34 protein-coding genes are annotated in these 15,973 nt (G+C 51.6%); all 34 read left to right on the top strand.

The features are described from left to right. Positions 1 to 441 precede the first annotated feature (441 nt). The 34 genes from WCI03_13455 to WCI03_13290 all read left to right on the top strand — a co-directional run bounded on the left by WCI03_13455 (position 442) and on the right by WCI03_13290 (position 15,838). Positions 442 to 684: a hypothetical protein gene (locus WCI03_13455; protein ID MEI8140859.1), complete on the top strand. Its 243-nt coding sequence runs from the start codon at positions 442 to 444 to the stop codon at positions 682 to 684. Between the two features lie 109 nt (positions 685 to 793). Further along, the gene (locus WCI03_13450) at positions 794 to 1,252 is read left to right on the top strand and encodes a tetratricopeptide repeat protein (protein ID MEI8140858.1); all 459 of its coding nucleotides are present in this window, start codon (positions 794 to 796) and stop codon (positions 1,250 to 1,252) included. 10 nt (positions 1,253 to 1,262) lie between these two features. After that, positions 1,263 to 1,445 (top strand): hypothetical protein, encoded by a 183-nt coding sequence (locus tag WCI03_13445; GenBank protein MEI8140857.1) that lies wholly within the window; start codon positions 1,263 to 1,265, stop codon positions 1,443 to 1,445. A 14-nt stretch (positions 1,446 to 1,459) separates the two neighbouring features. Next, positions 1,460 to 2,173, top strand: a complete 714-nt coding sequence (locus WCI03_13440) for a hypothetical protein (GenBank protein ID MEI8140856.1) — start codon at positions 1,460 to 1,462, stop codon at positions 2,171 to 2,173. Positions 2,174 to 2,252: 79 nt separating this feature from the next. Further along, positions 2,253 to 3,665, top strand: coding sequence for a trypsin-like peptidase domain-containing protein (locus tag WCI03_13435; GenBank protein MEI8140855.1), 1,413 nt, complete (start codon positions 2,253 to 2,255; stop codon positions 3,663 to 3,665). 92 nt (positions 3,666 to 3,757) lie between these two features. After that, entirely contained in the window at positions 3,758 to 4,201 is a 444-nt protein-coding gene (locus WCI03_13430) for a hypothetical protein (protein ID MEI8140854.1), read from the top strand. A gap of 123 nt (positions 4,202 to 4,324) precedes the next feature. After that, positions 4,325 to 4,480 carry a hypothetical protein gene (locus tag WCI03_13425; protein MEI8140853.1) on the top strand — a complete coding sequence of 52 codons (156 nt, stop codon included), beginning with the start codon at positions 4,325 to 4,327 and terminating at the stop codon, positions 4,478 to 4,480. Between the two features lie 54 nt (positions 4,481 to 4,534). Next, the gene (locus tag WCI03_13420; GenBank protein MEI8140852.1) at positions 4,535 to 4,717 is read left to right on the top strand and encodes a hypothetical protein; all 183 of its coding nucleotides are present in this window, start codon (positions 4,535 to 4,537) and stop codon (positions 4,715 to 4,717) included. After that, positions 4,705 to 5,001, top strand: a complete 297-nt coding sequence (locus WCI03_13415) for a type II toxin-antitoxin system RelE/ParE family toxin (GenBank protein ID MEI8140851.1) — start codon at positions 4,705 to 4,707, stop codon at positions 4,999 to 5,001. Before WCI03_13420 ends, WCI03_13415 begins: the two co-directional genes overlap by 13 nt. Before the next feature lie 248 nt (positions 5,002 to 5,249). Beyond that, the gene (locus WCI03_13410) at positions 5,250 to 5,834 is read left to right on the top strand and encodes a hypothetical protein (GenBank protein MEI8140850.1); all 585 of its coding nucleotides are present in this window, start codon (positions 5,250 to 5,252) and stop codon (positions 5,832 to 5,834) included. A gap of 63 nt (positions 5,835 to 5,897) precedes the next feature. After that, on the top strand, positions 5,898 to 6,053 hold the full coding sequence (locus WCI03_13405) for a hypothetical protein (GenBank protein ID MEI8140849.1): 156 nt from the start codon (positions 5,898 to 5,900) through the stop codon (positions 6,051 to 6,053). Between the two features lie 15 nt (positions 6,054 to 6,068). Beyond that, a complete protein-coding gene (locus WCI03_13400; GenBank protein ID MEI8140848.1) occupies positions 6,069 to 6,380 on the top strand; it encodes a hypothetical protein in 312 nt (103 codons plus the stop codon). Positions 6,381 to 6,506: 126 nt separating this feature from the next. Continuing rightward, a complete protein-coding gene (locus WCI03_13395; protein MEI8140847.1) occupies positions 6,507 to 6,710 on the top strand; it encodes a hypothetical protein in 204 nt (67 codons plus the stop codon). A gap of 250 nt (positions 6,711 to 6,960) precedes the next feature. Then, positions 6,961 to 7,500, top strand: a complete 540-nt coding sequence (locus WCI03_13390) for a putative toxin-antitoxin system toxin component, PIN family (GenBank protein ID MEI8140846.1) — start codon at positions 6,961 to 6,963, stop codon at positions 7,498 to 7,500. After that, a complete protein-coding gene (locus WCI03_13385; protein ID MEI8140845.1) occupies positions 7,497 to 7,733 on the top strand; it encodes a toxin-antitoxin system HicB family antitoxin in 237 nt (78 codons plus the stop codon). The genes WCI03_13390 and WCI03_13385 overlap by 4 nt, the downstream gene beginning before the upstream one ends. 124 nt (positions 7,734 to 7,857) lie before the next feature. Then, the gene (locus tag WCI03_13380) at positions 7,858 to 8,013 is read left to right on the top strand and encodes a hypothetical protein (GenBank protein ID MEI8140844.1); all 156 of its coding nucleotides are present in this window, start codon (positions 7,858 to 7,860) and stop codon (positions 8,011 to 8,013) included. Positions 8,014 to 8,107: 94 nt separating this feature from the next. Then, positions 8,108 to 8,338: an addiction module protein gene (locus WCI03_13375; GenBank protein ID MEI8140843.1), complete on the top strand. Its 231-nt coding sequence runs from the start codon at positions 8,108 to 8,110 to the stop codon at positions 8,336 to 8,338. Beyond that, a complete protein-coding gene (locus WCI03_13370) occupies positions 8,335 to 8,640 on the top strand; it encodes a type II toxin-antitoxin system RelE/ParE family toxin (GenBank protein ID MEI8140842.1) in 306 nt (101 codons plus the stop codon). The genes WCI03_13375 and WCI03_13370 overlap by 4 nt, the downstream gene beginning before the upstream one ends. 128 nt (positions 8,641 to 8,768) lie before the next feature. Beyond that, positions 8,769 to 8,987, top strand: a complete 219-nt coding sequence (locus tag WCI03_13365) for an addiction module protein (protein MEI8140841.1) — start codon at positions 8,769 to 8,771, stop codon at positions 8,985 to 8,987. Continuing rightward, on the top strand, positions 8,984 to 9,277 hold the full coding sequence (locus tag WCI03_13360; GenBank protein MEI8140840.1) for a type II toxin-antitoxin system RelE/ParE family toxin: 294 nt from the start codon (positions 8,984 to 8,986) through the stop codon (positions 9,275 to 9,277). Before WCI03_13365 ends, WCI03_13360 begins: the two co-directional genes overlap by 4 nt. A 123-nt stretch (positions 9,278 to 9,400) precedes the next feature. Then, complete coding sequence (locus WCI03_13355) at positions 9,401 to 9,616, top strand: ribbon-helix-helix protein, CopG family (GenBank protein ID MEI8140839.1); 216 nt, start codon at positions 9,401 to 9,403, stop codon at positions 9,614 to 9,616. Then, positions 9,613 to 10,017: a putative toxin-antitoxin system toxin component, PIN family gene (locus tag WCI03_13350; GenBank protein ID MEI8140838.1), complete on the top strand. Its 405-nt coding sequence runs from the start codon at positions 9,613 to 9,615 to the stop codon at positions 10,015 to 10,017. Before WCI03_13355 ends, WCI03_13350 begins: the two co-directional genes overlap by 4 nt. 129 nt (positions 10,018 to 10,146) lie before the next feature. After that, positions 10,147 to 10,389, top strand: a complete 243-nt coding sequence (locus WCI03_13345; protein ID MEI8140837.1) for a ribbon-helix-helix domain-containing protein — start codon at positions 10,147 to 10,149, stop codon at positions 10,387 to 10,389. Next, positions 10,374 to 10,736 (top strand): type II toxin-antitoxin system PemK/MazF family toxin, encoded by a 363-nt coding sequence (locus WCI03_13340; protein MEI8140836.1) that lies wholly within the window; start codon positions 10,374 to 10,376, stop codon positions 10,734 to 10,736. Before WCI03_13345 ends, WCI03_13340 begins: the two co-directional genes overlap by 16 nt. Positions 10,737 to 10,821: 85 nt before the next feature. Continuing rightward, positions 10,822 to 11,904, top strand: coding sequence for a hypothetical protein (locus tag WCI03_13335; protein ID MEI8140835.1), 1,083 nt, complete (start codon positions 10,822 to 10,824; stop codon positions 11,902 to 11,904). Positions 11,905 to 12,201: 297 nt separating this feature from the next. Further along, the gene (locus WCI03_13330) at positions 12,202 to 12,357 is read left to right on the top strand and encodes a hypothetical protein (GenBank protein MEI8140834.1); all 156 of its coding nucleotides are present in this window, start codon (positions 12,202 to 12,204) and stop codon (positions 12,355 to 12,357) included. A gap of 293 nt (positions 12,358 to 12,650) precedes the next feature. Continuing rightward, the gene (locus WCI03_13325) at positions 12,651 to 12,986 is read left to right on the top strand and encodes a toxin-antitoxin system HicB family antitoxin (GenBank protein MEI8140833.1); all 336 of its coding nucleotides are present in this window, start codon (positions 12,651 to 12,653) and stop codon (positions 12,984 to 12,986) included. 128 nt (positions 12,987 to 13,114) lie between these two features. Continuing rightward, positions 13,115 to 13,405 (top strand): BrnT family toxin, encoded by a 291-nt coding sequence (locus WCI03_13320; protein ID MEI8140832.1) that lies wholly within the window; start codon positions 13,115 to 13,117, stop codon positions 13,403 to 13,405. Continuing rightward, positions 13,377 to 13,643: a CopG family transcriptional regulator gene (locus WCI03_13315; GenBank protein MEI8140831.1), complete on the top strand. Its 267-nt coding sequence runs from the start codon at positions 13,377 to 13,379 to the stop codon at positions 13,641 to 13,643. The genes WCI03_13320 and WCI03_13315 overlap by 29 nt, the downstream gene beginning before the upstream one ends. Before the next feature lie 79 nt (positions 13,644 to 13,722). Further along, positions 13,723 to 13,926 carry a type II toxin-antitoxin system HicB family antitoxin gene (locus tag WCI03_13310; protein ID MEI8140830.1) on the top strand — a complete coding sequence of 68 codons (204 nt, stop codon included), beginning with the start codon at positions 13,723 to 13,725 and terminating at the stop codon, positions 13,924 to 13,926. Beyond that, positions 13,923 to 14,129 carry a type II toxin-antitoxin system HicA family toxin gene (locus WCI03_13305; GenBank protein MEI8140829.1) on the top strand — a complete coding sequence of 69 codons (207 nt, stop codon included), beginning with the start codon at positions 13,923 to 13,925 and terminating at the stop codon, positions 14,127 to 14,129. The genes WCI03_13310 and WCI03_13305 overlap by 4 nt, the downstream gene beginning before the upstream one ends. Positions 14,130 to 14,210: 81 nt before the next feature. Beyond that, positions 14,211 to 15,074, top strand: a complete 864-nt coding sequence (locus WCI03_13300) for an SUMF1/EgtB/PvdO family nonheme iron enzyme (GenBank protein ID MEI8140828.1) — start codon at positions 14,211 to 14,213, stop codon at positions 15,072 to 15,074. Positions 15,075 to 15,332: 258 nt separating this feature from the next. Beyond that, positions 15,333 to 15,551 carry an addiction module protein gene (locus WCI03_13295; protein ID MEI8140827.1) on the top strand — a complete coding sequence of 73 codons (219 nt, stop codon included), beginning with the start codon at positions 15,333 to 15,335 and terminating at the stop codon, positions 15,549 to 15,551. Then, positions 15,548 to 15,838, top strand: a complete 291-nt coding sequence (locus WCI03_13290) for a type II toxin-antitoxin system RelE/ParE family toxin (protein ID MEI8140826.1) — start codon at positions 15,548 to 15,550, stop codon at positions 15,836 to 15,838. The genes WCI03_13295 and WCI03_13290 overlap by 4 nt, the downstream gene beginning before the upstream one ends. The last annotated feature ends 135 nt before the right edge of the window (positions 15,839 to 15,973 follow it).

Genomic DNA, 15,973 nt, shown 5'->3' with positions numbered 1-15,973 from the left:
AAAAGAAAATATGGTGTCCGTGAACGGACCGCTTGACTTAGCCTTCTCATGGAAGCTCGCGAAGACCGCAAAGAAATGCATGTGCATGCCGCCTGCGGCGGTAAGAATATTTCTTAACTTCGCGTTCTTTGCGTGCTTCTGTTTAAACTGAATTTCTTATCTTGACCAGGATTCCGAAGGATAAATAAAAGGAGAACCACCCGCTCCTCGGTACGGCTCGCAAGCTCGCCGTCCGAGAGCAGGGCGTTGGTATTCAGCGGCGCTACCCCGCACCGAACCGATTGACGCATATCACAACTAGTTAATATTTTGCTATCCGTTAGATTATATCCGTAACCTATTGACTGTCAACGGAGGTTTTGATATTTTGAAAGGAAATTAAATGAACGCGCGATGCTATGCGTGACGCATAATATAATGTTCGGCAAAGAGGAATGATTGATGATAGGCGGACCACATCTTGAAGTGCCGGGGGCAATTTTTATCGTGATGGGCGTGGCCTTCATTGTTTTTCGAGGAATGATTGCCAATTGGTTCAACGCTTTGTCAAAACGCATCTGGAACTCAGAAAAGGCCAAGCAACTCCAAGGAGCTAACTTCGGGGTCGAAATGAAACCTTCGATGGCCGTGGCTTTGGGAGTTGCTTGGATTCTGTCAGGCATCATAATGCTGTTTGTAGTCTGAACAAAGAAATCGAAATGGACGCCGAACAAGGCGGCGGACACGTACGGTGAACCCTGTCGGGCTCACCGCCGGTCACCGCCAACGTTCGCAACAAAAGAAGGAGGAAAACATGTTTGGATTCTTGTTTGGCGGTAAGAAAACGAGTCAGCCCATGGAAGTGGATGCATCACCAGACGTGGTTGATCTTTACAACAAAGGCACAATCGCAAGCTCGAAAGGGCAGTATGAGAAGGCAATACAACTGTTGACATTGGCAGTTGAAAAAGATCCGAGATTTGCTCCGGCCTACATCAACAGAGGGAATGCCTACAACAAATTGACCACCCCAAAGGCGGATACCGCCTTCTACGATGAACAACTCGCTAAAGCCATTTCGGACTATTCGAAGGCCATCGAGATTGACCCATCCAATGGCCAGACGTATTACCTTCGCGGTGTCTCCAGTTATGTGAAGGGGGACTACAAGCAATCGTACGTGGACATTCAGAAAGCCAGGAGCCTCGGGCACACAGACATTGATCTTCGTATAGAACAGGCCGTCAGTCGGTCGGTAAACCCTCAGCAATAGGAGCGATAGTATGCTGGTTTTCGTCGTTGTATATCTCGTAATCGGTGTGTTGATGTTGTTCCGTGACCTTACGCAACCCATCACCAACAGACCATTATATCTCGCCCGGCGTGAGACACGCATCACTGGCATGATTACGGCAGTTCTTTTCTGGCCGGTCTTCTTGAGTTTCTGGCGACGCATGTTCAAGTAACGGAGAAGATCACAATGCGAACGGTCTCGCACGCGACGTCGCTGCCCGCGCCGCGCGTGAAGACCCACGTTCGATCGGAGAACAAAGAAATGTGGAATGACATTATAACGGCTCTTGGGAACAGCAAAGACGCCTACCAAGCGGTGTTTGCCACCATAGGTTGCGTTGTGGCAATCTTGGGACTGAAGACGTGGCAACGACAACTGGCTGGCAAGACCCAATATGAACTCGCACGTAGTCTTCTGCGCGCCGTGTACCATGTCCGGGACCGGGTAGAGGCGTTGCGCTCCCCGTTTGTGAGTGCTGCGGAAATGTACAACGCAACGCGAGACAAACTTCGGGATGAGGAGCTTCAACAGGCTCTTACCGACCACGACCGGATGTTCAGGACGGCCTACGTGAGGCGGTGGGAGCGCGTACAGGAGGCCATCTCCAAAATGGAGATTGAGGCCCTTGAGGCAGAAGTGCTTTGGGGGCCGAAGGTAAACGAGAAACTCACCATCTTTCAGGGGAGCCTATCGAAACTCACCGCAGCGCTTCAGTTCTACCTCGATCACAGGCGGGACCACCTGGAAGGGGCGAACAAGCAAACCTTCCAAGAGACAGAAGCAATGGTGATGGGGCCGCTTGCGCCCGACGGGAAAGCACTGGATTCGTTCGGCGAGACATTGCGAAACCAGGTATCCTCTGTCGCCGCAAGCGTCCGTCCCTACCTAAAGATCAGATGATCGAACCAGGCGTCGCACGGTACGCTCGCAAGCTCGCGCCCGTGAACGCCACCGTTCGGTCCAGAAAAAGGATGCAAGAATGATGAAGACCTTTATACGTGCGTTCACAATCATGAGTTGGCTTCTCTGTGCCTCATTGGGACTCGCGAAGGAGGAAATTCCTGCTGGCGATTTTCTCTCGAATCCCTGGCTGCAGAAACCGCTCACTGCAATAATGACTGCAGTCAACTCGGGCGACACCGATGCTGTTCTGGCCATGGCCACAATCTACGACACGGGAACGAAATTCGGCGCAACTGCGGAGATTCAGGACATCAAGCCAGACCTCACCAAGGCGGTCCAATGGTACGAGAAGGGCGCCAAGTTAAACGACTGGCGCGCACAGTACAACCTTGCCGTGCTTTACTACGACGGCCGTGGAGTGGCGAAGAACCACTCAAAGGCCAAAGAACTATTCCATCTTGCCGCTGAGTCGGGTGACGAGATGGCGCAGGCTGGTTTGGGCATGCTCTACTTGAATATCGAGATTGGAGGCAAACCGTACCCCTGGTACAAGGACGGAGCCAAGTGGCACCTACTGGCAGCTCAGGGTGGGAATTGGTATTCTCAATACACGATAGCCACCCTCTACGAGGCTGGCCTCGGGGTTGTTAAGGACCCAGTCGAAGCCCTCAAATGGTTCCTCATCTCAGCATCCAATGGACACGAACCCGCCCTTGTGCAAGCCAACCGCATGGAAAGGACCCTCTCACCCAATCAGGCTGAAACTGCCAGAGCCTTCGCCAAAGCGTTTGCCCCGAGATCCTCTGCGACTAAAGGGCGCGTACCTGCGATGGGGATGGAAGTGACGGCACAGACTCAGCCCCGAGGCTTTGGCTCCGGCTTCATCATAACGACTTCCGGCTATGTGCTTTCCAGTTGCCATGTTACCGAAGGAGCGAAGGCGATCAAAGTCAGAACGGCGAAACAAACCTTCGACGCAAGATTGATTGAGAGTGACCCCGATAACGACTTGGTCCTCCTGAAGATCGAAGGCAACTTCACTCCTGCAACGTTTGCCAAAGAACCTACAGCGCAACTCGGCCAAACCGTCTTTGCGGTCGGCTTCCCTTTGCCCGACCTGCAAGGGTTTTCGCCAAAGGTAACGAAGGGCGTGATCAGTAGTCTGCGCGGCATTCAGGATGACGTCCGCATGTATCAGATTGATGCTGCCGTCCAACCGGGGAATTCCGGGGGGCCGTTGGCTGATGAGAACGGCAACATCGCCGGTGTCATTGTCGCTCGGCTGAATGACGCCTTTGTCGTTCAAAACACGGGGAGCATCGCCCAAAACGTCAACTATGCAGTCAAGAAGTCCTACAGCATGGCCTTCATTGAGAACAATCAGGAAGCATCCAAACAGACGCAAGTTGCAGGGGAAACGAAGAGGTTGCCCTTTGAGGAAGCCGTGGAGAAGGTTCGCAAGTCCACGGTTCTCGTGGTGGTGTACTGAGAGAAGACAGGATCGAACAACCGAATCGCAAGCGGCGCTCGCGCCACATGCAGAACCGAGACATTTGGCACAGCGATGCGAAAGAGATGTGAATGAACGAGATAACGGACGAAATAGTGAAAGACTTCGTGGTTCCCGGGCTGTCCGCACTGCTTGGTGCCTTGGTCGGTTACTATGTGGCCCTTCGCACCAGCAAGTACTCTGAACAGATGCGAGTGCTCGGGGATTTCAAGACACGGTTAGTTCCGTTCATACATGAAATCCAAGGCGCTCAGGAGAACGACCCAACCAGTGTTGTCGAGAAGTGCGTAGCGGAAACTGACGCCTACTTTGTGATCTGCGCCTCTTTATTGGATCGGGCGGGCAGGAATGGATTGACCAAACTGTGGGACGAGTTCAAATGCAAGAACGAGGACGGAGATTACGACTTCGCGATCGGCTATTGGGCCGAGGCAAATCATGAATCCGTCCAGAAGAGTCGGAAAACGGTCTTGGACAGATTACACAAACTCATAACCTTTGAAATCAAGATCTGACCGAACAACGCCTCGCAACGTATTGTCAACCCTGGCGGGTTGACAAACGTTGAAGGCGGGCGTTGGGGCATGAGATTAAAAAAATGATGGATAGGAATTAATTCAATGTGGGAGGGGCACTCCGTGCCGCGACAGGTCCCGGGAGGATCTGAACGGGACAAGAATCGCCGCGCGGAGCGCGCCTCCCACATTGGGGGAACTCAGGATGGTCAAAACAAGGACAACCCCAACAACACACTCGTGCCTACCGTCGCTAAACGCTCCGGTGGCACAGTGTGAACGTTGGCGAAGAGATATTATTGCGGAATTTAACCTGAGTGCTAGTATTTAGTCATGACAACAAAAGACAGAGTACTTCACGCTGTACAGGATCTCCCTGAAGACAGCTCGATAGAGGATGTCATGGAGCGGTTGTTATTCATGGCAAAGGTCGAGCGCGGCATCCAACAGGCGGATGCTGGGAAAATCATTACCCATAGCCAAGTCAGGGAGAAGATGGCTAAATGGCTGAGGTGAAGTGGACTGAGCAGGCTGCGGATGATCTGCAAGCCATCGCTGAGTTCATTGCCCATGACTCGCCGGAATACGCTTGCCTCTTCGCAACAGATGTAATGGCTGTCGTTGATCGGATTGCCGCTTTCCCAAAGATCGGAAGAGTGGTGCCCGAAATGTCTAACCCTGACATTCGTGAAGTTATTCTTGGCAATTACAGGATTGTCTACCGGTTGCAGGGATATTGTGTGGAAATCCTCACGGTGTATCACAGCGCCAGATTGTTTGATCCGTCAAAACTGAATTAGATCGATCGCCAACCACACAATTCTGGCTATCGTCGCTCCGCTCCTCAGCCAGATTGTGAGCGTTCCCCGAATGAGATGATGATAGATTGATGAATAAAATCGGGTGACAGGAAGCCCAAAACGGGAATAAAGTTCGGGACAGGAAAACGGTCAACTCCAGGAAATTAATTTAGATACCCGGAGAACCAGTTTTTCCACGCTACGTCGCTAAATCGCGCCGTGCGTGAAAACCACGTTCGATGCACTATATGAAGGCATGTATCCAGATCGCAACCTTACTCATAGCCATCCTCGCAATGAGCGCTTGTACGCGTGCGCCCCCTGACGAAGCACCCGTCGAGAACTGGCAAAAGTACTACTCGAACACGCGGTGGTATTTCGCGCCGTATCAAGCAGTGCCATCAGAATGGAATGCTGGCAAAGTTGAAGATAATCACGGGTATAATAATTACGGCATTCAGGCATATCTGACCACGACCTCTGGAACTCCTATGAGTTATGAGGAATTCGAACCAAGTACCGGCTTGAAATCATATCTCGGCAACGGGACGCTCATTGGTCTCCCTGGTGTCTCACGACCGATCTTTGACGTGAATTGCTGGTACACACAAAACGATCCCAGGAAGATTCTCCTGATCGGGTTTATTGGCGGCAGGGGATTTAAAATTGAGGCTACCCACAGCGGAACAAATCGGCCTGTGGTCTTACAGGAGGCACTCAACATTGCCCAGAAGGCATATCAGCAACTTCTTGACAAACGATTAAAAGACAAGGGAGCATCGAACCAAGCGCCGGAGGATACGGCTCGCAAGCTCGCCGATCCACAGCACTGACGTTGGGGCATGAGATTAAAAAGATGATGGATAGGAATTAATTCAATGTGGGAGGGGCACTCCGTGCCGCGACAGGTCCCGGGAGGATCTGAACGGGACAAGAATCGCCGCGCGGAGCGCGCCTCCCACATTGGGGGAACTCAGGATGATCAAAACGAGGACAACCCCAACAACCCACTCGTGCCTACCGTCGCTAAACGCTCCGGCGGCACAATGTGAACGTTGGGGCCAGAGATGATGAAAACAATAGGAATTGGACTCTGCATTCTGATTGCACTAGTGACGTCCTGTCGCTCTGGTGGTGGTAACCCTAGACGGGGACCGATCATGGTCCAGGCTCACGTCGTTGAACTTGCCAACCGCGAAGCGGTGAGGGAAGGACGGAACTTGGCGAAGTACGAGAAGCCAAGGGCAGAGTACGAGTTCACGGAGAAGAACAAACGATGGTCGGTGTTTTACGAAGGCAAGGAAAAGTACCCAGGAAACCATTTTCTTGTTTGGGTGGATGATCAGTCTGGCAAGTGTCAGTTGATTCCGGGAGAATAGAATGCCCCAACCACACCTCCCACTTTACGTCGCTAACGCGCCGAAAGTGAAGGTGACCGTTCGCAGAAATTAATACAAAACAATTCCCCCTTGATAAACTCGATCCAGAGTCGCTAAAATGTAGACATGAAAACCGATGTTAAAGAGCTTGAACAAGTGGTGGCACATTTACCTAAACGCCAGCTGAATGCTTTTCGGTTATGGTTTCACAACTTTGATGCGGAATTGTGGGATAAGCAGATCGAAAAGGATGCGGGGAGTGGCGCTTTGGATCATCTGGCCGATCGCGCGCTGCGCGATCTGGCCGATGGAAGGTGCACCGATTTGTGAGTCATAAGGCAAGTTCACAGTTTTGGTTATGTTACCACGATCTACCTGTGACAATTCGGGATTTAGCAGATCAACAATTTCAGCTCCTTAAAGAAAATCCTCGCCATCCCTCCTTGCATCTCAAGAAGACCGGCCGTTTCTGGTCAGCACGTGTAGGTCGGAATTATAGAGCCCTCGGTGTTGATTCCGCAGAAGGGATCGTTTGGTTCTGGATTGGCCCACATGCCGATTACGACAAATTGATTAATTCATGAATGAAGTTGCGAACCAGCTTTTGGAGAGCGACGGCTCGCACGCTCGCCGCGCCTCAAAAGTCACGTTGGCCAAGAAAAGATTTGATAAGCGATACTGTATTCAGTATCGTTCATTTATGAATCAACACAGGGCGGTCATTGACACGAATGTCCTGTATGCTGGGCTTTACTCGGCGACAGGTGCGTCTTATCAGATTCTACGCATGATTGAGAGGGGCCAGGTCACACCCCTGCTGTCAACGACGCTGTTGTTTGAATATGAAGAGGTTTTGAAGCGGGGCCATCGTTCGCTAGGACTGTCCGTCCAGGATGTTGAAGATGTCCTGGACGGTCTCTGTAGCCGGGCGGAATTCAGGAAAATTCATTTTCTTTGGCGCCCGCAACTTTCCGATCCAAAGGATGACCACATTCTGGAATTGGCTGTGGCTGCTGGCAGCGTGGATATTGTGACGCACAATGTGAAAGACTTTAAGTTGGCTATAAGCTTCGGGGTGCGAATCGTCAAGCCCTCCGACTATTTGGGAGAACTAAAATGAGTTCATTAAACTTGCGGCTTCCGGATTCCGTTCACCGCCATATTAAGGCTATCGCCAAACAGGATGGAGTGTCCATCAACCTGTTCATTACCTCAGCTGTTTCTGAGAAGATATCCGCTCTCACCACCGAAACCTATCTTGAAGATCGTGCCAAACGTGCGCACAAAGGGGCCTTCAAGCGCGTGCTTGATCGAGTGCCCCAAAGAACTCCGCTTCCCGGAGATGAATTATAGAATCCGGCCAACAACACACTCGTGCCTACCGTCGCTAAACGCTCCGGCGGCACAGTGTGAACGTTGGGGCATGAGATTAAAAAAATGATGGATAGGAATTAATTCAATGTGGGAGGGGCACTCCGTGCCGCGACAGGTCCCGGGAGGATCTGAACGGGACAAGAATCGCCGCGCGGAGCGCGCCTCCCACATTGGGGGAACTCAGGATGATCAAAACGAGGACAACCCCAACAACCCACTCGTGCCTACCGTCGCTAAACGCTCCGGCGGCACAGTTTGAGCGTTCGCATGCTGAATGAATTAATAATGAAGACAGATTGATGGAATTCAAGGCAATGTGATATGATCGTGAGGAATTTGAGGGAGATATATACATGACCGCCCAGGCAACACAAGTCCTTGAGGAAGCACTCCACCTCTCGCCGTTGGAGCGTGCGGAGTTAATTGAGCAGATATTTGCAAGTTTCAGCTTTCCATCACGTCAGGCAAATGATGCTGAGTGGGGGCGAGAGGCAGAGGACCGGATTGATGCCTACGATGCCGGGCGCATTGCATCCACCTCTGCACGGGAAATATTTGCGCGCGTTGAAGGTTTGCGCCCATGACGGTGGAGTTTCTTCAAACCGCCGACCGAGAGTTTTTTGACGCTATAAGTTATTATAACACGCAGGCTGAAGGGCTTGGCTTTGAATTTGCTGCGGAAATCAGCCACACCCTCAATTGCATCGTGGAATTTCCTGATGCTTGGACATTACTTTCGGCGCGCAGTCGTCGGTGTCGGACAAGACGCTTTCCGTACGGTGTCATTTATCAGATTCGCGAGTCGGTCATCCTTGTCGTGGCTATCCAAAATCTCCATCGCCACCCTGATTCATGGAAAGATCGTCTTGGTCCTGAAGAAATATGATGAAGCGAACCAGCTTTTGGACCACGACGGCTCGCACGCTCGCCGCGGGTCAAGAGTCACGTTCGCATCAGGAAAATGATCTGAAAGTTGATTTGAAATACAGATAACTTCCTATTAATATTAAAAACATGACAACTACCTTGGCAATTGACCGTTTATCAAGACCAGAAAAACTTCGCGTGATGGAGGCGATCTGGGTTGATCTAACCCAAGATGAAGTTTTGACTGAGTCTCCGGCGTGGCACAAGGAGGTTTTGGCTAAAACAGCGCGCAGGGTCAAAAACGGGGCAGAACCGATTCTTGACTGGGAACAGGCGAAACGGGACCTCCGGAAACGCATTCGATGAGTATCAAGATACTTGCTTCCGCGTCCGAAGACCTTGATCGTGGAAGAATCTTCTATTCGCGGCAAGGCGAGGGACTGAGCGAGTATTTTTTAGATTCCTTAGCTTCCGACATTGATGCCCTTGCTCTATATGCAGGAATTCACCCCAAGGTGTTTGGCTATTACCGCCTTCTCTCAAAGCGTTTCCCCTATGCCGTTTATTACCAGATCAATAGAAGCCATGATGTCATTGTGTGGCGTGTGCTGGATTTGCGTCAAGATCCCTTGCGGATACAAAGGGCATTGAAATAGTTGCGAACCAGAAAGTCCAGGTTACCTCGCGTCCCGCTCGGAACCTGACTTTCGGCGTTCGATGCAATTAAATTGACAAACAAAGAGTGATGCACTACATTGTATTACAGGAGAGAAATAGATATGACAACACTCACCATTCGTTTGCCAGAGTTGCTGAAAAGCGATCTAGATGAAATCAGTCGGGAGGAGCACAAGGCCGTAAGTGACATTGTGCGAGAGTCCCTTAGGCGCTATATCGCCGTCGAAAAATTCCGATCAGTTCGCAAAAGAATTCTCCCCTTTGCCGAAGCCCAAGGACTTCTGACGGATGACGACATCTTCAAGGCCTTGTCATGAGAGTCATTATTGATGCCAATGTTGCCATCGCCGGCGCCGCTTCTCGCGGCCTGTGTGAGGCAATCATGGAACTTTGCCTTGAGCATCATCGCATCGTTTTGTGTGAAGGAATTTTGAAGGAAATTGAAGAGAAGCTGAGATTCAAGCTCAAGGTTCCGGCCGCTATTGTTGCTGAATATGTGAGAGTGCTTCGTCATGGCGCCGAAATCGTCGAGCCGGAACATGTTGATAAGGGGATTTGCAGGGATCCCGATGACCTGATGATTCTTGGGTTGGTTTATCCTGGGAATGCAGATGCCATAGTCACAGGAGACAAAGATTTGCTGGTCATCACTGAATACAAGGGTGCTCGAATTCTGAATCCTCGCAGTTTTTGGGAATCAAACAAAAAAGAGAAATGACCATCGAACAAGCCAATCCTCACGACGGCGAGTACGCCGCGCAAGATTGGCCGCGTTCGCCAAATCGAAAATGATTGCCGGAAACGGAGGTATGAAGTATAGTCATACCGTAATAAATAGGAGGCAATTATGGCTGTTGCAAAAATCGCTATTTCGTTGGAAGAGGACATCCTTGTTGAGCTAGACCGCTTGGTGAGGAGGCATATTTTTCCCAATCGGAGCCGCGCCATTCAGGAGGCGGTAAAGGAAAAGGTTACGCGTCTCTCCGTCAACCGTCTTGCGACTGAGTGCGCAAAACTTGATCCCAAGGCGGAACAGGCCTTCGCGGAGGAAGGAATGTCCAAGGAGGTCGCGTCATGGCCAGAATATTGAGGGGCGACATCGTCTGGGCTGACCTGAACCCGGTGAAGGGGCATGAACAGGCCGGGCTTCGCCCGGCCCTCATTCTTAGCCCGGAGATCTTTAATGATCGATCTGGAACCGTAATTGCCATGGCCCTAACAAGCCAACCCCAAAAGGCCGGATTCCCTCTCACCATGGAAATCACGAGCGTTTCCCTCCCCAAGCCGACATGGGTGAAAATCAGTCAGATCCGAACGCTTTCCGTTGAACGACTGGGTAAACGCATGGGACATGTTTCGGATGAAGAGATGAGCCAAATTGTCGAAGGACTCAATGAAATTATAGGCGAACAAACAAATTCAGGCTATCGCCGCTGAACGCGGCTCAGCCTGATTTGCGCCGTTGGCAGACGAAATAAAAGATTTTGGACAGGATGAACAAAATAAAACAAAAAAATAATCTATGTTTGAACTAAAACCTGATTTCGACAATGTGCTCGATCGCTACGAAGCGTGGTGGGATTGTGCCGTCCTGGACCGTCCGCTTGTATCGATGACTTTTCCCGTGCCGGAGGCCGCTCGCAAGCCAGTTCCACAGAGGAAACATGCATCCCTGCGTGACAGATGGATGGACTCCGAGCACATTGCGGCTCAGGCTTACGCCCGCCTCCGGAATACGGTGCATTTCGCAGACAGCCTTCCAATCACATGGCCCAATCTGGGGCCTGAAGTCTTCTCGGCGTTCTACGGTTGCGAGATGGAGTACGGAGAGAATACGGCCTGGAGCAAGCCTGTCCTTGCCGACTGGTCCGATGAATCCGTTGAGAGGTTGCGTCTGGACAGGACTTCCTTCTACTTCCGCAAAATCACGGAAATGACCGAAGCGCTGATCGAGACAGGCAAGGGGAAGTTTATCGTTGGCTACACCGATTTGCACGGTGGCGGCGATGCGATTGCCGCGTTTCGCGACCCGCAGGAGTTGCTGCTCGACACCCTCGAACATCCGGAGGAGATCAGGAGACTCTGCGACAGAATTACGACGGAATTTCTGGCGGTTTACGACCATTTCCACCAGGTCCTTTCCGCCGCAGGCATGCCGAGTACGACCTGGCTTCCCGCAACCTGCAAGGGGAAGTTCCACGTTCCGTCTAATGACTTCTCCTGCATGATCTCCAGCGAATCCTTTGAGGAGCTTTTCGTTCCAGGGATCATCCGGGAATGCCGGCACATGGATCGGTGCATCTACCATCTCGATGGTCCTCAGGCGCTGCGCTATCTTGATCGCTTGCTCGAGATACAGGAGATTGATGCGATTCAATGGGTTCCCGGGGCGGGGCACGACTACTGGGTCGACTCGATTGATGTATATCAACGCATTCAGAGCAAGAAGAAGGCATTGTGTCTCGGTTTGCCGGCCAAAGATTTGCCCCTTCTGTTCGAGACTTTGGATCCGAGAGGCGTATGGGTGTCTGTTGGGGGAATATCCAATCAACAGGAAGCCGAGGCGGCGTTGGGCGACATCGCCAAATGGACGAAGAAACAATAGGCCCCGAACCCTCATTATTGCCGTTCACTGGTTGTGGCGGCGGACAGGCATCGTTTATAAAGTACAAGCCATCCTGCTCTGGATGTTCTTCGGATTTGCATGCGGTTCTGCTATGCCGCACCTTTGCGAATCGGCCATGTTCTTCCGAGGCTTAAAACAAATGCATGAATGGAACGACAGGCAGAACCAAGCGGCGCAGGCTACGGCTCCTAACGTCGCCGAACCTGGCCACTGACGTTGGGGATGAAATTGAAGAGATGATGGACAAGAATTCATCCAATGTGGGAGGGGCACTCCGTGCCGCGACAGGTCCCGGGAGGATCTGAACGGGACAAGAATCGCCGCGCGGAGCGCGCCTCCCACATTGGGGGAACTCAGGATGATCAAAACGAGGACAACCCCAACAACCCACTCGTGCCTACCGTCGCTAAACGCTCCGGCGGCATAATGTGAACGTTGGCAGTAGAAATTTAATTGATAATGATATCATTAATGATACTATCCTTTCATGGCCACGGTTGAAGACATTGTTACAGAGATGCGAAGCAACCCTAAAGGGGTGCGGTTTGCGGATTTGTGCCGTGCGTGCGAGCACTTTTTCGGGCAACCAAGGCAAAAAGGAACCAGCCATCGGATCTACAGGACACCATGGCTGGGGGATCCACGGGTAAACATTCAGGATGACAAAGGGAAAGCTAAAGCTTACCAGGTCAGGCAAGTATTGAAGGCAATTGAGAGGTGGGAATATGAAAACCATTCCGCATGATCACTATACCTACCGCGTCACATGGTCGGAAGAAGACAATGAGTATGTTGGCCTTTGCGCGGAATTTCCGGGTTTGAGCTGGCTGGCAGCAGCACCCGAAGCTGCGCTTCGGGGCGTTCGCTCCGTTGTGGCGGATGTCATAGAGGATATGAATAAACAGAGGGAACCCATTCCTGAGCCGCTGGCAAACCGATCATTCAGTGGTAAGTTCATGGTGCGAGTCCCGCCCAATGTGCATCGCGAACTCGCTTTAGAGGCCGCAGAGGCCGGTGTCAGCCTGAATCGTCTGGCATCAGCCAAACTGGCTCATGGATAATAGACCATGCCAACAACACAATTCTGGCTATCGTCGCTCCACTCCTCAGCCAGATTGTGACGTTGGAGCAATATATGAATATGTATATTCATATTGCCGATATAGGCGGTTATCTGTAGGATATAGTCATGTCAAAGGTTCGATTCGAATGGGATGATACCAAGGACAGGGAGAACCTCAGAAAGCATGGGGTTTCGTTTTCAAGGGCACAGTTTGCCTTTGCCGACCCGAAGCGTGTGATAGCCCAGGATTTGGCGCACAGTCAGTCAGAGTCGCGATTCTACTGCTTCGGTCAGGTTGATGAAGGGGTAATGACAGTTAGATTCACTTATCGGAATGACATGATCCGGATCATTGGCGCAGGTTACTGGCGGAAAGGAAAAGCAATTTATGAGAGCGAAAACAAAATACAGCGCTGAACCCATTGGGCCAGTCAAAATCATTACAGATTTTCTGCCGTCTCCAGATCAGCTTGCCTTCAAAGAGGATAGTAAGAAAGTGACCATTGGCTTGAGTCGGCGCAGCATCGCCTTCTTTAAGGAAGCCGCAAGCCAATACGGCACTCCTTACCAAACCATGATCCGCCGACTTCTCGATTCGTATGCTGAAACATACGGGAAAACGACTCCAACCACGCCTCGCACTTTACGTCGCTGACGCGCCGAAAGTGAAGGCGACCGTTGGAGTAATCAGATGAATGATTGAGTGATAATTTAACATCTGGTAAGGTATTGACATGAAAATCCAAGCAATTATCCACAACGCAGAAGAAGGCGGTTTCTGGGCTGAGGTGCCTGCCTTGCCTGGGTGCGTAACGCAGGGCGAGACGTTGGCTGAGATCAAAAGAAACCTGAAGGAGGCCGTTGAACTCTGGTTGGAGGCGGGGCAAGAGGTGACCAGACCCCGCCCCGAAGATCGAGTTCTGGAGTTTGCCGTGTGAAGCAGATCACGGGCAAGGAGCTTGCAAAGGCCATCCAGCGGCGTGGGTGGCAGCTCTCTCGTGTCAAGGGAAGCCACCACATCTTCCTGAAGGATGGACGACGAGAGCGCATCGTGATCCCCATACATGGATCACAACCGCTCAAAATCGGACTTCTGCATGCTCTCATGAAGATTGCCGATCTTAATGAAGACGAAATCTGAACCCAACCAGCCCTCCGAGCGCGACGCCGCTCACGCGGCGCGGCTCAAGGGCACCGTTGGGGGAGAGATAAAACGAAGACAATGGCGATTCTGACTCTCCTCCTCGCTGCGGGATGCTCCACGGCGGAGTCCATCTCTGCCCTGCTTCACGGCGAGGGCGTCCTCCGTCTGCCTGTCGCGGACATGACATTTCGCCGGATCGATCCCGCGCAATACGGCACCAACATGCCGGCGTTTTTTCTTCTGGAAACCGAGGTGACGAATGAAATGTACGCGCAATACCTGCGCGACACAAAGCAGAGGAAGAATGACTCGCTAACCGTTCGTCAGGCGCGGGATCTTCGCTCAAGTGGACAATGGAGTACCGCAAGCCCCGCCTGGGATGCAGACATCCTTTCCCTGACGTGGGACGAGACCACGCCGCCCAAGAGCAAGGAACGATACCCCGTCGCACTTGTCACCTACGCGGACGCGACGAACTTCTGCGCATGGTTGACGAAACAACACAGCCAGATCGGTCTCTTCCGCCTTCCCACAAAAGCAGAATGGCTGGTTGCGGCCTACGGCAGAAGTCGGGACTATCCATGGGGAGAGAAGTTAGATATGGCGATTCCCTGCGTCTCTCCCTCCAGTGATCGACACCGGATGGAGCCTGTGTCAGTAGACGGGCCAACTCGGGACATCACGCCGGAAGGAATCCGACACCTCTGGGGCAACGTGAAGGAATATATTCAGAACCCATGGGATTCAGGGCGATCCATCTTCGGTTCGACGAGCACAATACATCGTTCTATGCCTTGGGCTCTTTTCCGTTGCGGGCGATCTATTCTTTCAACACCGGATGTCAGCCACATCAGCTCTCGTGACCATGATGGGCGTCTATCTCGTGGATATGTTGCGTGTGCAATCATTGATGCGCAGAATGGCACTGCACCGGGATGTTGAGAGTCAAATACAAGGCGTAAAGCCCGGTGCATATTTTAGGTTCTTTTCATTTCCCACCGTCTTGCCTGTGCTTGCGCTCATCAATCTCTTAGTGCGCTGGAGGTGATGGTAGGACTAGGAATTAGGAAAGAGCCGAACAAAGTCTCGCAACGTATTGCTCACCCTGGTGAGCTCGCAAACGTTGAAGGCGACTAGAATATCAGAATTGAATACGACAAGATCAAAGGGTACAATTTTAAGTGATTGGAGGGAGATCCTATGGAAATCGCACTACCCCTTGACAAAATGACCGTTGCGGACAAATTCAAAACTTTGGAAGAAATATGGGACAGCCTCAAGCGAACCCCAAAAGATATTCCTGTACCGGCGTGGCATGCTGATGTTTTAAAGGCGCGCGAATTAAGGGTTCAGGAAGGAACCTCAGTGTATGGCGATTGGGGAGATGCCAAACGTCGTATTCGAGAGCGAACCCGGTGAAAATCAGGATTCTTGACGAAGCTGAACGGGACTTGGTAGATGGGGTTCTGTTTTATGAAGCCCAAGATCCGGGACTTGGGGATTACTTTCTGGATTCGATATCGGCCGACATTGATTCGCTCCAACTTTTCGGCGGTATTCACCCAGTTCGGTCGGGGCGACATTGTTTGCTTGCCACTAAATTCCCCTACGCCATCTACTATAAATTGGTGAATCGTGTGGTACATGTTCAGGCCGTTTTGGATTGTCGCCGAGATCCGGCATGGATTGAAAAAAGATTAAAATAATCCCGAACCAGCTCTTTGACCGCGACGGCTCGCACGCTCGCCGCGGGTCAAGAGTTACGTTGGGGCATGAGATTAAAAAAATGATGGATAGGAATTAATTCAATGTGGGAGGGGCACTCCGTGCCGCGACAGGTC

The organism is bacterium (genome assembly GCA_037143175.1).
Classification (GTDB): domain Bacteria; phylum Verrucomicrobiota; class Kiritimatiellia; order CAIKKV01; family CAITUY01; genus JAABPW01.
This window is presented reverse-complemented; position numbering and strand designations above follow the sequence as displayed.

Excerpts from the sequence above, each read along its gene's own strand:
- WCI03_13350 (MEI8140838.1), top strand. The coding sequence starts at position 9,613 with ATGAGAGTCATTATTGATGCCAATGTTGCCATCGCCGGCGCCGCTTCT.
- WCI03_13360 (MEI8140840.1), top strand. The coding sequence starts at position 8,984 with ATGAGTATCAAGATACTTGCTTCCGCGTCCGAAGACCTTGATCGTGGA.
- WCI03_13435 (MEI8140855.1), top strand. The coding sequence starts at position 2,253 with ATGATGAAGACCTTTATACGTGCGTTCACAATCATGAGTTGGCTTCTC.
- WCI03_13295 (MEI8140827.1), top strand. The coding sequence starts at position 15,333 with ATGGAAATCGCACTACCCCTTGACAAAATGACCGTTGCGGACAAATTC.
- WCI03_13445 (MEI8140857.1), top strand. The coding sequence starts at position 1,263 with ATGCTGGTTTTCGTCGTTGTATATCTCGTAATCGGTGTGTTGATGTTG.
- WCI03_13420 (MEI8140852.1), top strand. The coding sequence starts at position 4,535 with ATGACAACAAAAGACAGAGTACTTCACGCTGTACAGGATCTCCCTGAA.
- WCI03_13340 (MEI8140836.1), top strand. The coding sequence starts at position 10,374 with ATGGCCAGAATATTGAGGGGCGACATCGTCTGGGCTGACCTGAACCCG.
- WCI03_13390 (MEI8140846.1), top strand. The coding sequence starts at position 6,961 with ATGAATGAAGTTGCGAACCAGCTTTTGGAGAGCGACGGCTCGCACGCT.
- WCI03_13375 (MEI8140843.1), top strand. The coding sequence starts at position 8,108 with ATGACCGCCCAGGCAACACAAGTCCTTGAGGAAGCACTCCACCTCTCG.
- WCI03_13300 (MEI8140828.1), top strand. The coding sequence starts at position 14,211 with ATGGCGATTCTGACTCTCCTCCTCGCTGCGGGATGCTCCACGGCGGAG.
- WCI03_13430 (MEI8140854.1), top strand. The coding sequence starts at position 3,758 with ATGAACGAGATAACGGACGAAATAGTGAAAGACTTCGTGGTTCCCGGG.
- WCI03_13335 (MEI8140835.1), top strand. The coding sequence starts at position 10,822 with ATGTTTGAACTAAAACCTGATTTCGACAATGTGCTCGATCGCTACGAA.
- WCI03_13315 (MEI8140831.1), top strand. The coding sequence starts at position 13,377 with ATGAGAGCGAAAACAAAATACAGCGCTGAACCCATTGGGCCAGTCAAA.
- WCI03_13325 (MEI8140833.1), top strand. The coding sequence starts at position 12,651 with ATGAAAACCATTCCGCATGATCACTATACCTACCGCGTCACATGGTCG.
- WCI03_13355 (MEI8140839.1), top strand. The coding sequence starts at position 9,401 with ATGACAACACTCACCATTCGTTTGCCAGAGTTGCTGAAAAGCGATCTA.
- WCI03_13395 (MEI8140847.1), top strand. The coding sequence starts at position 6,507 with ATGAAAACCGATGTTAAAGAGCTTGAACAAGTGGTGGCACATTTACCT.
- WCI03_13385 (MEI8140845.1), top strand. The coding sequence starts at position 7,497 with ATGAGTTCATTAAACTTGCGGCTTCCGGATTCCGTTCACCGCCATATT.
- WCI03_13370 (MEI8140842.1), top strand. The coding sequence starts at position 8,335 with ATGACGGTGGAGTTTCTTCAAACCGCCGACCGAGAGTTTTTTGACGCT.
- WCI03_13320 (MEI8140832.1), top strand. The coding sequence starts at position 13,115 with ATGTCAAAGGTTCGATTCGAATGGGATGATACCAAGGACAGGGAGAAC.
- WCI03_13455 (MEI8140859.1), top strand. The coding sequence starts at position 442 with ATGATAGGCGGACCACATCTTGAAGTGCCGGGGGCAATTTTTATCGTG.
- WCI03_13440 (MEI8140856.1), top strand. The coding sequence starts at position 1,460 with ATGCGAACGGTCTCGCACGCGACGTCGCTGCCCGCGCCGCGCGTGAAG.
- WCI03_13345 (MEI8140837.1), top strand. The coding sequence starts at position 10,147 with ATGGCTGTTGCAAAAATCGCTATTTCGTTGGAAGAGGACATCCTTGTT.
- WCI03_13365 (MEI8140841.1), top strand. The coding sequence starts at position 8,769 with ATGACAACTACCTTGGCAATTGACCGTTTATCAAGACCAGAAAAACTT.
- WCI03_13450 (MEI8140858.1), top strand. The coding sequence starts at position 794 with ATGTTTGGATTCTTGTTTGGCGGTAAGAAAACGAGTCAGCCCATGGAA.
- WCI03_13310 (MEI8140830.1), top strand. The coding sequence starts at position 13,723 with ATGAAAATCCAAGCAATTATCCACAACGCAGAAGAAGGCGGTTTCTGG.
- WCI03_13415 (MEI8140851.1), top strand. The coding sequence starts at position 4,705 with ATGGCTGAGGTGAAGTGGACTGAGCAGGCTGCGGATGATCTGCAAGCC.
- WCI03_13400 (MEI8140848.1), top strand. The coding sequence starts at position 6,069 with ATGATGAAAACAATAGGAATTGGACTCTGCATTCTGATTGCACTAGTG.
- WCI03_13410 (MEI8140850.1), top strand. The coding sequence starts at position 5,250 with ATGAAGGCATGTATCCAGATCGCAACCTTACTCATAGCCATCCTCGCA.